The 13,324-nt window shown below is 62.9% G+C and carries 16 protein-coding genes and 1 other RNA gene; 6 read left to right on the top strand and 11 right to left on the bottom strand.

Features of this window, described 5'->3' with window-relative positions; genetic code table 11:
- Positions 1 to 232: 232 nt before the first annotated feature.
- From ruvB to ruvC, 4 genes are read right to left on the bottom strand one after another with little or no spacing between them, the layout of a single operon-like run.
- Complete coding sequence (ruvB, locus tag AC0VX3_RS06300) at positions 233 to 1,273, bottom strand: Holliday junction branch migration DNA helicase RuvB (RefSeq protein WP_342892996.1); 1,041 nt, start codon at positions 1,271 to 1,273, stop codon at positions 233 to 235.
- Positions 1,263 to 1,508: an endonuclease gene (locus AC0VX3_RS06295; RefSeq protein WP_342892997.1), complete on the bottom strand. Its 246-nt coding sequence runs from the start codon at positions 1,506 to 1,508 to the stop codon at positions 1,263 to 1,265. Before AC0VX3_RS06295 ends, ruvB begins: the two co-directional genes overlap by 11 nt.
- Positions 1,505 to 2,122: a Holliday junction branch migration protein RuvA gene (gene ruvA / locus AC0VX3_RS06290; RefSeq protein ID WP_475523988.1), complete on the bottom strand. Its 618-nt coding sequence runs from the start codon at positions 2,120 to 2,122 to the stop codon at positions 1,505 to 1,507. The genes AC0VX3_RS06295 and ruvA overlap by 4 nt, the downstream gene beginning before the upstream one ends.
- Positions 2,119 to 2,634 (bottom strand): crossover junction endodeoxyribonuclease RuvC, encoded by a 516-nt coding sequence (gene ruvC, locus AC0VX3_RS06285; protein WP_475523987.1) that lies wholly within the window; start codon positions 2,632 to 2,634, stop codon positions 2,119 to 2,121. Before ruvC ends, ruvA begins: the two co-directional genes overlap by 4 nt.
- Before the next feature lie 182 nt (positions 2,635 to 2,816).
- Between ruvC and AC0VX3_RS06280 the strand changes: the two genes are divergently transcribed.
- Entirely contained in the window at positions 2,817 to 3,578 is a 762-nt protein-coding gene (locus tag AC0VX3_RS06280; RefSeq protein ID WP_475523986.1) for a sulfite exporter TauE/SafE family protein, read from the top strand.
- Here AC0VX3_RS06280 and AC0VX3_RS06275 read toward each other — a convergent pair.
- The 7 genes from AC0VX3_RS06275 to AC0VX3_RS06245 form a co-directional block, all read right to left on the bottom strand.
- Complete coding sequence (locus tag AC0VX3_RS06275) at positions 3,567 to 3,863, bottom strand: MazG-like family protein (RefSeq protein ID WP_475523985.1); 297 nt, start codon at positions 3,861 to 3,863, stop codon at positions 3,567 to 3,569. The genes AC0VX3_RS06280 and AC0VX3_RS06275 overlap by 12 nt on opposite strands.
- A gap of 252 nt (positions 3,864 to 4,115) precedes the next feature.
- Positions 4,116 to 4,862: a YebC/PmpR family DNA-binding transcriptional regulator gene (locus AC0VX3_RS06270; RefSeq protein ID WP_475523984.1), complete on the bottom strand. Its 747-nt coding sequence runs from the start codon at positions 4,860 to 4,862 to the stop codon at positions 4,116 to 4,118.
- A 102-nt stretch (positions 4,863 to 4,964) separates the two neighbouring features.
- A complete protein-coding gene (locus AC0VX3_RS06265; RefSeq protein WP_475523983.1) occupies positions 4,965 to 5,795 on the bottom strand; it encodes a TIGR00282 family metallophosphoesterase in 831 nt (276 codons plus the stop codon).
- A 40-nt stretch (positions 5,796 to 5,835) separates the two neighbouring features.
- A complete protein-coding gene (locus AC0VX3_RS06260; RefSeq protein ID WP_475523982.1) occupies positions 5,836 to 6,414 on the bottom strand; it encodes a 5-formyltetrahydrofolate cyclo-ligase in 579 nt (192 codons plus the stop codon).
- Positions 6,415 to 6,504: 90 nt separating this feature from the next.
- Positions 6,505 to 6,659, bottom strand: a non-coding RNA gene (ssrS, locus tag AC0VX3_RS06255) — 6S RNA.
- 94 nt (positions 6,660 to 6,753) lie between these two features.
- Complete coding sequence (locus AC0VX3_RS06250) at positions 6,754 to 7,134, bottom strand: cell division protein ZapA (RefSeq protein ID WP_342893005.1); 381 nt, start codon at positions 7,132 to 7,134, stop codon at positions 6,754 to 6,756.
- A 6-nt stretch (positions 7,135 to 7,140) separates the two neighbouring features.
- Positions 7,141 to 7,437 carry a DUF4164 domain-containing protein gene (locus AC0VX3_RS06245; RefSeq protein WP_342893006.1) on the bottom strand — a complete coding sequence of 99 codons (297 nt, stop codon included), beginning with the start codon at positions 7,435 to 7,437 and terminating at the stop codon, positions 7,141 to 7,143.
- Between the two features lie 456 nt (positions 7,438 to 7,893).
- On the opposite strand from AC0VX3_RS06245, the gene tkt reads away from it, so the two are divergent.
- From tkt to AC0VX3_RS06220, 5 genes are all read left to right on the top strand, one after another.
- On the top strand, positions 7,894 to 9,882 hold the full coding sequence (gene tkt, locus AC0VX3_RS06240) for a transketolase (RefSeq protein WP_475523981.1): 1,989 nt from the start codon (positions 7,894 to 7,896) through the stop codon (positions 9,880 to 9,882).
- Positions 9,883 to 10,023: 141 nt separating this feature from the next.
- Positions 10,024 to 11,034: a type I glyceraldehyde-3-phosphate dehydrogenase gene (gene gap, locus AC0VX3_RS06235; protein ID WP_475523980.1), complete on the top strand. Its 1,011-nt coding sequence runs from the start codon at positions 10,024 to 10,026 to the stop codon at positions 11,032 to 11,034.
- A gap of 92 nt (positions 11,035 to 11,126) precedes the next feature.
- Positions 11,127 to 11,300 (top strand): hypothetical protein, encoded by a 174-nt coding sequence (locus AC0VX3_RS06230; protein WP_475523979.1) that lies wholly within the window; start codon positions 11,127 to 11,129, stop codon positions 11,298 to 11,300.
- A 30-nt stretch (positions 11,301 to 11,330) separates the two neighbouring features.
- Positions 11,331 to 11,954 carry a LysE family transporter gene (locus tag AC0VX3_RS06225; protein ID WP_475523978.1) on the top strand — a complete coding sequence of 208 codons (624 nt, stop codon included), beginning with the start codon at positions 11,331 to 11,333 and terminating at the stop codon, positions 11,952 to 11,954.
- 14 nt (positions 11,955 to 11,968) lie between these two features.
- Positions 11,969 to 13,162 (top strand): phosphoglycerate kinase, encoded by a 1,194-nt coding sequence (locus tag AC0VX3_RS06220; RefSeq protein ID WP_475523977.1) that lies wholly within the window; start codon positions 11,969 to 11,971, stop codon positions 13,160 to 13,162.
- Positions 13,163 to 13,324: the final 162 nt, after the last annotated feature.

Below are 13,324 nucleotides of genomic sequence, written 5' to 3'. Positions count from 1 at the left end.
ATCAGCGCGAGCGAGGCGAGCACCGGAGCAATTCAAACATCTGAAATCATTATTAAAGACGCGCCTGCGGCGCGAAGTAATCGCTGGTTTCCGGCTCTGGCCATGCAACTGCGCCGCAGACCGGCCGGAATGACGAAATTGAGTTTGTCAGCAGTCTGCGAGGCCGGCCCTTTGGGCGGTCTCTGCTTTTCGACAAAGGGGTCGAAACGGGTCAGATGGAAGGCAGGAAACTCTAGTCAGGATCCTGGAACAGACCTATCTGCCGTAAGTCCGCTCTGGCAGGCGCTGCCAGGCCGAGATGCTCGAACGCCATCGGCGCCAGCACCCGGCCGCGCGGCGTCCTCTGCAGAAAACCGTTCTGGATCAGATAAGGTTCGACGATCTCCTCGATCGCGTCTCTGGGCTCCGACAGCGCTGCCGCAATCGTCTCGATCCCGACCGGTCCGCCGCCGAAATTGGTGGCGATCTGGGTGAGATAGCGCCGGTCGAGACTGTCCAGGCCGGCGCTGTCGACTTCCAGCTGCAACAGTGCCTTGTCCGCCAGCGCCCGGTCGACGCGTTCGATACCCGCGACAATCGCGAAGTCCCGCACCCGCCGCAGCAGGCGGCCCGCGATGCGCGGTGTTCCGCGCGAGCGCCTGGCGATCTCTCGGGCACCATCCTCCGCGATACCGATACCCAGGATGGCCGCGCCCCGTTTGACGATGTGTTCCAGCTCCGCGACCGTATAGAACTGCAACCGGACCGGAATGCCGAACCGGTCCCTGAGCGGCGTGGTCAGAAGACCCAGCCGGGTGGTTGCCGCGACAAGCGTGAACTTGGCCAGGTCGATCTTCACCGACCGGGCCGCCGGCCCCTCGCCGATGATCAGATCGAGCTGGAAATCCTCCATGGCCGGATAAAGCACTTCCTCGACAGCCGGACTGAGCCGGTGGATCTCGTCGATGAAAAGCACGTCCCGCTCTTCCAGGTTGGTAAGCAATGCGGCGAGGTCGCCCGCCTTGGCGATCACAGGCCCGGAGGTGGCCCGGAAGTTCACGCCGAGTTCGCGCGCCATGATCTGGGCAAGCGTCGTCTTGCCGAGGCCCGGCGGGCCGACGAACAGGACATGATCGAGCGCCTCGCCGCGCGCCTTGGCCGCTCCGATGAAGACCTTCAGATTGGCGCGGGCCTGGGCCTGGCCGACAAAATCGTCCAGCACCTGCGGCCGCATGGTGCTGTCGATCTCATCGCCGCGGATTTCCGGCGTCACGATCCGGCTGTCATCCGACATGGCTTACGACCACGAACAGGAGCACCAGCAGGGCGGCGGAGTAAGCCACCCTGATCGCATAGAATTTTCTGTACTGGCGGCGCACGAAAGGATCGTCGGTCTCGATCCGCCTGCCCTTCATGGCAAAGGGCCGGTCGCCCACGGACAGGGAGAACCGGTGATCGAGATACATGATCCCGCCGATGCCGAGAGCGACAAAAACGATCGCAAGGACTGCGTAGGCAAATACAATCATCCGGCGAGTTCCTTAAGGCCGAGGCGGATCAGTGTTTCCGTCTTCGCGTCATCGCCCGCGGACTGCATTGCCCTGGCGACCGCCGCGCTTGCCTGTGCGGGAGCGTAGCCCAGATTGGTCAGCGCGGACACTGCTTCGGCAACCGGGCGCGCGGCGACATTGTCGGCCACCGTCTGCGAAACCGAAATCGTGCCCTCGTCGACGGTCGCAAGGCTCGGCGCCTTGTCTTTCAGTTCCGCGAGAATTCGCTCCGCCACCCGCTTGCCCACACCCGGGGCCCGGGTGATCGACGCCTTGTCGCCGAGCGCGATGGCGTTTGCCACTTCGCTCGCCTTCAGGATGCCCAGGATGCCGAGCGCGACCTTGGCACCGACGCCTTGCACCGTCATCAGCATGCGGAACCATTCCCGCTCCGCTTCCGCTGAAAAACCATAGAGCCGGATCATGTCCTCGCGGACAATGGTCTCGATGAACAGGACCGCCGCCTCGCCTGCCCGCGGCAACCCCTGAAGGATCCGGGAGGGGCAATGAACCTGATAGCCGACCCCGTGAACGTCCAGAATGACGTGATCTTCGCCGTAGCTGTCGATCGTGCCCTTGAGTTTTCCGATCATGCCGCCCCCATTGCCGCCAGTCTTGCCGCTGTGCTCGCCCGGTGCTGCGCGTGGCAGATGGCGATCGCCAGCGCGTCCGCGGCATCGTCCGAATTGAATGTGGCCCGCGGCATCAGCACCTTCACCATAGCCCGGATCTGGTCCTTTTCCGCATGCCCCGTACCAACCACGGTCTTCTTGACCAGGTTCGGTGCGTATTCGGCCACCGGCAGGCCGGCGAGCGAAGGCACCAGCAGCGCGACCCCGCGCGCCTGGCCCAGCTTCAGCGTCGCCCCGGCGTCCTTGTTGACGAAGGTGAGTTCGACCGCGGCTTCCATCGGATTCTGCAGGCGAACGACCTCGCTCAGGCCGTCGTGCAACTGCACCAGCCGTTCGGCGAGGCTCTTCTTGTTGTCTGAAGTGACCGTGCCGGACGCGATGAAGGACAGGCGGTTGCCCGCCGCCTCGATCATGCCCCAGCCGGTGCGCCGCAGTCCGGGGTCGATGCCCAGCAATCGAATCGCATGTGTCATGGAACAAATCGGTAACAAAACTTGATCGTTGACGCCAGCCAAAGCACGGCTTACCAGCAGGAAGCCTGTCGAATTCGACCCGGAAGCCGCTGTCCGGGAGCCGTTCCGCCCATCGCACAATAAAATTTCGCTGTTTCTTCCCCCCGTTCGCCGTTTTCCCCGATGCGCACACCGTGAGTTCCATGTTCGAGATTTTCAGTTCCTATCCGCCGAACCTGCTGATGTTCCTGGCCGCAGTGCTCTTCGTCGCCGGATGCGTGCGCGGATTTGCCGGCTTCGGCGCCGGCATGATCTTCATGCCTGTGGCGACCAGCGTGATGCTGCCATCGACGGCAGCCGCCGCATTCCTGTTCATAGACGGCATCGTGGCGTTGCCGCTGGTCGTCCGGGCGCTGCGCCTGTGCAACTGGGCCACGGTGCTTCCTGCGGTCCTGGGCGCGGTGATTTTCGTTCATTCCGGCGCATGGCTGCTGGCCAATACCGATGCCCTGCTGCTGCGCTGGGTCATCTTCGCCATCGTCACCGGCTTGCTGCTGCTGCTCGTGTCCGGTTGGCGCTACCACAAAAAACCCACCCGGCCGGTGTCCTTCGGGATCGGCGCGGTCGCCGGCGTTCTCGGCGGGATTTCACAGGTCTCAGGCCCCCCGGTTGTCGCGTTCTGGCTTTCCAGCGCCAGCGAACCGGCCATCGTCAGGGCCAACCTGATCGTATTTTTTGCGCTCGCCAGCATCGGCACCTTTGCCGCCTATATCCTCAACGGCTTTTTCACGCTCCAGGTCTTCCACCTTTTGTTGATCGCAATCCCGGTCTACGCCCTTGCAATCTATATCGGCTCGAACGGTTTCAAGGTCGCCAGCCCCGCGCATTACCGCAAGCTCGCCTACGGGCTGATCGGCCTGGCCGCACTCACCAGCATGCCCGCGCTCGATCCCCTATTCCGTTAGTTTTTCCTGCCACTTGGAGCATTTCAAAGCCATCAGGCGATCAAGCTCGGCATCGAAATCCTCGCGGCTCGAAGACGCCTGCGCCAGAATGCTCAGCGCCACGATGGCCGCGTCCACGGCCTCTTCGCGCACATCGCCAAGCGAATGGGCCTTGTATTCGCTGCCCGGCGCCTTCGTGACCGAGAGCACCGCCTGCGCCAGTTCCCCGGCCTCCTCCGCCAGCTTCAACGCACGCTCCTGGAGAGACTTCGGATCCTTTTGTGTGAGGTCGTAGATATCGAACATCGCTGCATCTCCTGTACACGCGGCAAGGCTGTTCCCCCACCCCTAACCCCTCCCCACGAGGGGGAGGGGAATAGTGCCGTGCCGTCGTCAAGGCCCCGGTTTCGCAACGCCTCTACAAGGCAGAGATATCCCGAAAACGATGAGCCGGTCCCCCTCCCCCTTGTGGGGAGGGGTTAGGAGTGGGGGTCCCGCATTACAAACAAAAAACCCCGGCCGAACCGGGGTTTCCAATTCACAATTCCTCTAGTCCGGTCAGGACGCCAGCGCCGCCATGGTTTCCTCGTCGACGTTGAAGTTGGAATAGACGGTCTGGACGTTGTCGTCGTCTTCCAGCATGTCGATGAGTTTCATCAGTGTCTGGGCCTTGTCCGCGTTGACCGGCGTAAGGGTCTGCGGTTTCCAGATGATCCGGGTCGACTCGGCTTCGCCCAGGGCATCTTCCAGCGCCTTGGCAACCTCGTTGAGGTCTTCAAAGGCCGTGTAGATCGTATGACCGTTTTCGTCGGATTGCACGTCTTCGGCACCGGCCTCGATCGCCGCTTCCAGGACGGCTTCCGCTTCACCGGCTTCAGGCTTGTAGACGACCTCTCCGACCCGGTCGAACATGAACGACACCGATCCGGTCTCGCCGAGAGATCCGCCGCATTTGGTAAAATAGGAGCGCACGTTGGACGCGGTGCGGTTCCGGTTGTCGGTCAGCGCCTCGACCACGACGGCGATGCCTGCCGGACCGTAGCCCTCATAGCGGATTTCTTCGTAGTTCTCGGCATCCCCGGTCTGCGACTTGTTGATCGCCCGCTGGATGTTGTCCTTGGGCATCGACTGCCCCTTCGCGTTCTGCACGGCGAGGCGCAGGCGCGGATTGGCGTCAGGGTCCGGGTCGCCCATCTTGGCGGCGACGGTGATTTCCTTGGACAGCTTGGAGAACATCTTGGAGCGGACGGCGTCCTGGCGTCCCTTGCGGTGCATGATGTTCTTGAATTTTGAATGGCCTGCCATGGCTCTTTCCGGTTCTCTGCGGATGATTTCGATGAAAAACTGCGCCGCTTATAGGCAAGTTGGCGTGGAAAATCCAGATCTGTGAATTTCACGGCCCGCGGCTCAGCCGCCTGAGGGCCAGAACTGCGGGAGCACGGGCTCCAGCCGCCCGCCGATCCTGACAGGGGCAATTCGCTCGGCCAGCCCGGTCCGATCATCCGTTTCGATGGCAACGCCGCTGATGGTCGCCTCGCCCGTCGCCGGCGTGAACCTGCCGCCCGGTATCTTGCGCTGGAACCGGTTGACCGGTTCCTCCTTGTCCATGCCCAGAACGCTGTCATAGGCGCCGCACATGCCCGCATCGGACATATAGGCGGTGCCGTTTTCGAGAACCTGGTGATCGGCGGTCGGGACGTGGGTATGCGTGCCGACGACGAGGCTGACACGTCCGTCCAGGAAATGGCCCATGGCCTGCTTTTCGCTGGTCGCTTCCGCATGCATGTCGACGATGATGGCATCGGCGACCTGTCCGAGCGGACAATTGTCGACCACCTTGTCGATGGCGGCGAACGGATCGTCCAGCGCATCCATGTAGACCCGCCCCATCACATTCGCGACCATGACCTGCGCGCCGTTGCGGGCGGTAAAAAGATGCGCGCCCCGGCCCGGCGTTCCGGCCGGATAGTTGACCGGTCTGAGCAGCCTGTCCTGCCGCTCGATATAGACGAGCGTATCGCGCTGGTCCCAGGCATGGTTGCCCGTGGTCACCACATCGGCGCCCGCGTCCAGGACATCCTGGACAATGGCTTCGGTGATCCCGAATCCGGACGCCGCGTTCTCGCCGTTGACGATCACGAAATCAAGCTGGTTGGCTTCCACCAGTTCAGGAAGCTTTTCAATCACCGCGGTCCGGCCCACACGCCCGACGAGATCGCCCAGAAACAGAATACGCATCAAATCCTCACTGAACGAACGGCCGTGGCCTCGCTGCCTTTCAGCCGAACGCCCGGTAGCCAAGTTCGGTCAAAATTCCATCCAATGGTTTGTCATGCGCTTCCGTCGGCACGCGGTCAACCTCCTGCGCGGCAAAGGCCAGTCCGATACACAGGAGAGGACCCGTCTTTTCCAGCGCGGTGATCGCCGTGTCATAATGGCCCTTGCCGTATCCGATCCGGTTTCCCGCATCGTCGAACCCGGCCAGGGGCATCAGCAGGACCCGTGGCTGCACGGTGGCCGCTGCCGGTCCCGGCGCGACGGTGCCGAAGCCGGCGTCGACAAGCTCGGCGCCGGGCTCCATCGTTCTGAACACCAGGTGAGGGTCGGCGACGACCGGCAGGCACAGCGGATGGCCTTTCCGGCGCAGACTGTCCAACAGCGGTCTCGGGTCGATCTCGTCGCGGATGGGCCAGAATCCCGAGACAATGGCGCCTGCCGGGATCGGCAGGGTGCCGGCATGATCTGCCAGCGCGAGACTTTTTTCGATCCGCTCGAGTTCGCCCATTGCCGCCCGTTTGGCGAGCGCCTGCTTGCGGAGAACGTTTTTTTCAGTGGCAGGAGAAGACAGGTCGATCATGGGACCTCAACAACCGGGCCATAAAACCAGACCCGCGACGACAGTGATATCGACGACAAATACATCGACCAGTGAAGCGGAAAAATCAGAAGCGCAGCCGCCCGATCGTTGGATCTGCAATCCCGGAGAACCTACAATGTAGGTGGGCGCCGTATGCCGAGGACCACGGCCCAAAGCAGGGACAGCTCCCTTAGGAATGCGTAAGGCCCCGGGGATAATGGTCCTGACGTGTCGGGCAGCCGCAGCTACCGCATATAGTCGGATGTGGGCGCAATTTCCAGAGCGGCCCGGATTTCATCGCAAACGAATTGGGAAAAACCCCGGCGCGTCGGCCCGGTTTCAGGAAACATCGGGGTTCCTGAGGCTCTTGGAAAGGCTGTCGGCGAGGCTTTCGATTCGCGCGGCGGCCGTGTTGACAGCCCGGGAGAGCTGTTCCTCGTTCTGGCTCATGTCGTCCAGGGCAGCCACTTGCTGGTTTTGTGCATCGGCCAGTTCCCCTTCCAGTCTGGCAACCTTGCGCTCCAGTTCGGAGACCTGGTCGGTTGCCATGATGCCCGCCATGACCGTGAGCCGCTGGTCGCCGATCTCGCCGAACGAGCCCCGAAGGTCCGAGATCCAGTTGTCGAATCGCGCGGCCAGCCCGGTAAGCCGCTCCTCCTCGCCGTCGTCGCATGCCATGCGGAAGGATTTGCCGTTGATGGTGACCGTGATCTGCGCCATGAGAAATCAGCCTCCGTGCGCGTCGAGCACGCTGCGAATGGTTTCCATGGCCGACACAAGCCGCCTGGAAACATCCTTGTTGGCCTCTTCGAGCCGGGACGCACGCGCTTCGCTTTCATCCAGTGTCACGGCGAGCTGGGAGCGGTCCTCGCCCAGTCTTTGCAGGTCGTCCTGGAGAGCGTTCAGCGACCGGTCGGCGTCCATTCTGCGCTGAATGGAGGTTTCCAGATGGCCGACCGCCTGATCCAGGCGCCTGACCGCGTCGGTGAGGCTGGTTTTTTCAATGCAGTCGACATCCGCCATAAATTTCATTGTCCCAAGTGTTTTTTTGCGGCGGTCCGCGCATTCCTTTCAAATATCAGACTGGCCTTTCAAACATCCTGCCGGAGAGCCGCCGTTTCAAACTCCGCAACCGCTGCATAAACAAAACACAAACAGAACGAAGCTTCACGGCGCATGTCCAACGACGAAAAAGCAAATCTTTATCAGGCGATCAAGCTTAGGCACCGCAACTTCTTCCAGTCAATGCCGCCTTCGGCAGAATCCTCAACTCTGTAACCCCTCGCCGGATATTTTTCTGCCGATGCCGCCCGTTCACGTCCCCAACCAGCTTTGTTGACTCGTTGACGGTTCCTGATATTTGTCTGGCGCCTGATCGAAACTGACGACAGTTAACTTTTGAGCAACGTACCTCAAATTTGCCTTGCCGGGCGCTCCGCCCTGGCCAGGGGAGGCTTCAAAGCAAGCAACGGGAAGAAGATGACCGATCTTGATAAACACCAGCGCATGGCAAATGCGATCCGCTTCCTTGCCATCGATGCGGTCGAAAAGGCCAAGTCCGGTCATCCCGGGCTGCCAATGGGCGCTGCGGATATCGCGACAGTGCTGTTCACCGAGTTCCTGAAATTCGACCCGACCGCCCCGAACTGGGCCGACCGCGACCGGTTCGTCCTGTCCGCCGGTCACGGCTCCATGCTGCTTTACAGCCTGCTGTATCTTCTCGGCTACGAGGACTTCTCGCTCGACGAGATCAAGAACTTCCGCCAGCTCGGTTCGCGCACCGCCGGCCATCCGGAATACGGCCACGGCGCCGGCATCGAGACGACCACCGGCCCGCTCGGCCAGGGGCTCGGCAATGCCGTCGGCATGGCCATCGCCGAACGGCTCCAGTCGGCGCGCTTCAGCGAGAAGCTGGTCGATCACTACACCTATGTGCTGGCCGGCGACGGCTGCCTCATGGAAGGCATCAGCCAGGAAGCCCTGTCCATGGCCGGGCACCTGAAGCTGAACAAGCTGATCGTCATCTGGGACGACAACGGCATTTCCATCGACGGCAAGGTCGACCTCACCGACAGCACCGATCAGCTGGCTCGTTTCGCCGCATCGGGCTGGAACACACTCAGCGTCGACGGCCATGATCCGGTTGCGATTTCCGCCACCATCCGACAGGCCCAGGCAAGCGACCGGCCGACGCTGATCGCCGCCAAGACCACCATCGGCTTCGGCGCCCCGACCAAGTCCGGTACGGCCAAGGTCCACGGCGCCCCGCTCGGCGCCGAGGAAATCTCCGGCACCCGCGCGGCGCTCAACTGGCCATACGAACCCTTCGAGGTTCCGAGCGAGATCCTGGACGCCTGGCGCATCGCCGGCCTCAGATCCGCCCACGCCCACAAGGACTGGCAGAAGCGCTTCGCCGAGGCCGACGCGGAAACCCGGGCCGAGTTCGAACGCCGGAACCGCGGCGATCTTCCGGCGGCCTATGCCACGGCCATGATGGACTACAAGAAGAAACTCGCCGAAGACCAGCCGACCATGGCGACCCGAAAGGCCTCCGAGGCCGTGCTGGGTGTCATCAACGAGGTCGTGCCGGAAACCATCGGCGGGTCCGCGGATCTGACCGGTTCGAACAACACCAAGACCAAACAGACATTGCCGGTCACGCCGGACGACTTCTCCGGCCGTTACATCCACTACGGCATTCGCGAGCACGGCATGGCTGCGGCCATGAACGGCATCGCCCTGCATGGCGGCCTTATTCCCTATTCCGGCGGCTTCCTGATCTTCTCCGACTACTGCCGCCCGTCGATCCGCCTTGCCGCACTGATGGGCCAGCGGGTCATTCACGTGATGACCCATGATTCGATCGGCCTCGGCGAAGACGGCCCGACCCACCAGCCGGTCGAGCATTTCGCCGCCCTCAGGGCGATCCCGAATCTGACCTTCTTCCGTCCGGGCGACATCACCGAGACGCTGGAATGCTGGCAGCTGTCCCTGGAAAACCGCGCCGGCCCGTCGGTCCTGGCCCTTACCCGCCAGAACCTGCCGTCGCTGCGCAAGACCTTCGAGGAAGACAATCTGTGCGCCAGGGGCGCCTATGCCCTCATCGACAGCGACGAGGATGCCGCCGTCACGATCTTCGCTTCGGGCTCCGAGGTCGAGATCGCCGTGAATGCCCACGCGGCTCTCACCGAGGCGGGTATCGCGGCACGGGTCGTTTCCGTTCCGTCCTTCGAACTGTTCGAGGCCCAGTCCGACGACTACAAGGCAGACGTCATCGGCACCAGCCCGGTCAAGATCGCGGTGGAAGCCGGCATCCGCATGGGCTGGGACCGCTTCATCGGCAACGACGGCGCCTTTGTCGGCATGACCGGCTTTGGTGCAAGCGCTCCCTACAAGGAGCTCTACGAACATTTCGGCATCACCAGCGAAGCCGTCGTGGCGGCTGCGAAGGAAAGGCTCGAAGCTTAATCGAGATCAATACCCGGCAGCATGATTTCCTTTTATGTTGCCGGACCCCGGGCACGGGTGTGCTCTTAAAAACACCACGGCATGTGGTTTTCAGATCGGCGGGAGCCTGCGACGGCACGCCGAAGATTGCGGGAGTGGACTATGGTAACCAAGGTAGCAATCAACGGATTTGGACGCATCGGCCGCAATGTTCTGCGCGCCATCGTCGAATCGGGCCGCACCGACATCGAGGTCGTCGCGATCAACGATCTCGGTCCGGTGGAAACCAACGCGCATCTGCTGCGCTACGACAGCGTTCACGGCAGGTTCCCGGCCACGGTCACGGTGGACGGTGACGCCATCTCCGTCGACGGCGGCAAGCCGATCAAGGTCACCGCGATCCGGGACCCGAAGGACCTGCCCTGGGGCGAACTTGGCGTCGAAGTCGCGCTGGAATGCACCGGCATCTTCACCGCCAAGGACAAGGCGTCCCTGCACCTGGAAGCCGGCGCCAAGCGCGTCCTGGTTTCCGCCCCCGCAGCCGGTGCCGACAAGACCATCGTCTACGGTGTCAACGACGACGCGCTGACGGCCGGCGACCTGGTGGTCTCCAACGCCTCCTGCACCACCAACTGCCTGGCTCCGGTCGCTTATGTCCTCAATGAGGCCATCGGCATCGAAAAGGGCTTCATGACGACGATCCATTCCTACACCGGCGACCAGCCGACGCTGGACACCATGCACAAGGATCTCTACCGCGCCCGCGCAGCGGCGATGTCGATGATCCCGACCTCGACCGGCGCCGCCAAGGCCGTCGGTCTGGTGCTGCCGGAACTGAACGGCAAGCTGGACGGTGTCGCCATCCGCGTCCCGACCCCGAACGTCTCGGTGGTCGACCTCAACTTCATCGCCAGCCGCGAGACCACCGTTGAGGAAATCAACGCCGCGATCCGGAGCGCGGCCGACGGCAAGCTGAAGGGCATCCTCGGCTACACCGACGACAAGCTGGTCTCCATGGACTTCAACCACGACAGCCATTCGTCCGTGTTCCACACCGATCAGACCAAGGTTCTGGACGGCACCTTCGTGCGCATCCTGTCCTGGTACGACAACGAGTGGGGCTTTTCCAACCGTATGGCCGACACCGCCATCGCGATGGCAAAGCTGATCTGATGGGTCGGATGACCGAACATCCCTGTTGACCTCAAGGGCGGTTGCGGCAGAGCTGCATCCGCCCTTTCATTGCGAGCGGGCCGGAGGAAAGCATGACTTCGTTGGCCATGATATTCGGGTTTGTCGTCCTCCTGGGCGTCGGCTTTTATGTCCTCGATCGATCCATCGAGCGCACCAAGAACCGGAGCCATCGCCATTGGCAACCGGATGTCGACAAGACCAGGGCCGAGATCATGAAGAACCTCGAAACGCCCCCGGACCGCTGATCAGCCTGCTTCCAGAACATCGGAGACTTCGTGCTCGAGCTTCTCACTGTCATTTCCCTGACCGTTGTCGTCGCGGTCGTGCCGGGGCCGGACTTCGCCGTGGTCCTGCGCAACGCGCTGATCGGCGGCCGACTTGCCGGCATCATGACCGCACTCGGCATCGCCCTGGCGCTTGGCGTGCACGTCACCTACGCCCTGGCCGGCATCGGTCTGATCGTGTCCCAGTCCATTTTCCTGTTCAACGCGCTCAAGCTGATCGGCGCCGCCTATCTGATCTTCCTCGGCGTGACCATGTACCGGACCGCCTCGCGGGAAATGCCCGCTGAAGATGCGCTCACCGGCATGCCGCCGCTGAAGGCGCTGCGGTGGGGCTTTTTCACAAATGTGACCAACCCCAAGGCCACCATGTTCGCGCTCTCGGTGTTCCTGCAGGTCACATCCCCGGCAACCCCGCTCTGGACCCAGATCGGCTATGGCGTGATCATGGCGAGCGGCGTGTTCTTGTGGTTCGTGCTGGTGACCCTGTTCTTCACCCTGCCCGCCGTCCGGCTCCGGTTCATGCGCCTCAAACTCTGGATTGAGCGCTCCTTCGGTGTTCTGCTGACCCTGTTCGGCATCGGCATCGCCGTCTCAACCAATTCGTCCCGTTCCTGACAACAGGTGTTTCCATGGCTTTCAAAACACTCGATGACCTGACTGACATCGCCGGCAAACGCGTTCTGGTGCGTGTCGACCTGAATGTTCCGATGAGCGGCGGCAAGGTGAGCGACACCACGCGCATCGAACGTATTCTGCCGACCATCACCGAGCTGTCCGGCAAGGGTTCGAAAGTGATCCTGCTCGCCCATTTCGGCCGCCCCAAGGGCGAACGCGTTGCGGACATGTCCCTTGCCCCGGTTGCCCCGGCCGTTGCCGCCCTGCTCGGCAAGCCGGTTGCCTTCGCCGACGATTGCATCGGCCAGCCTGCCGCCGATGCAGTAGCGGCCATGGCCGGCGGCGATGTGCTCCTTCTGGAAAACACCCGCTATCACAAGGGCGAGGAAAAGAACGACCCGGACTTCGCAACAGCGCTGGCCTCCAATGGCGACATCTATGTCAACGACGCCTTTTCCGCCGCCCACCGGGCCCACGGCTCCACAGAAGGCATCGCGAAGCTTCTGCCGGCCTATGCCGGCCGGACCATGCAGGCCGAACTCGAAGCCCTCGGCTCGGCGCTCGGCGCACCGGTCCGCCCGGTCCTGGCGGTTGTCGGCGGCGCCAAGGTTTCTTCGAAGATCGATCTTCTGGAGAACCTCGTCACCCGGGTCGACATGCTGGTGATCGGCGGCGGCATGGCCAACACGTTCCTCGCCGCCAAGGGCATCAACGTCGGCAAGTCCCTGTGCGAGCATGACCTTTCGGAGACCGCGAAGACGATCATGGCCGCGGCCGACAAGGCCGGTTGCGAAATCGTGCTGCCCGTCGACGCCGTCGTCGCCCGGGAATTCAAGGCGGGCGCCGCCAACGAGACCGTTTCCCTCGATGCCATTCCGCAAGACGCCATGATCCTGGACGTCGGGGCAGCGTCCATCGACACCGTCAGGGCCAGGATCGACACCGCAAGAACGCTGGTCTGGAACGGCCCCCTCGGTGCCTTTGAAATCGCCCCCTTCGACAAGGCCACCGTCGCCGCGGCGCAGCACGCAGCCGAAAACACGAAGGCCGGCAAACTCAATTCCGTCGCCGGTGGCGGCGACACGGTCGCGGCCCTGAACCACGCCGGGGCGGCAGACGACTTTTCCTACGTCTCCACCGCCGGCGGCGCCTTCCTGGAATGGCTGGAAGGCAAGGACCTGCCGGGCGTGAAAGCACTGGAAGCCTGATAGGCGCAGGCGGCAAGCCGGCCGGCTCCTCGGCCGCTTTCCCTCGCCCGGCCGCCTTGCTTTCCACGCCGTCCCGGCCTTGCGCCGGGACCTGTCCCTTCCGGAGCAGGGGCCCCGGTTCAAGGCCGGGGCAGCAGCCTGTCTCTCGGGATATCCGCCTGA

This window comes from Roseibium sp. QJM3NY_11, assembly GCF_056173175.1.
The sequence above is the reverse complement of the archived record's forward strand: the minus strand, read 5'-3'. Positions and strand labels throughout refer to the sequence as shown.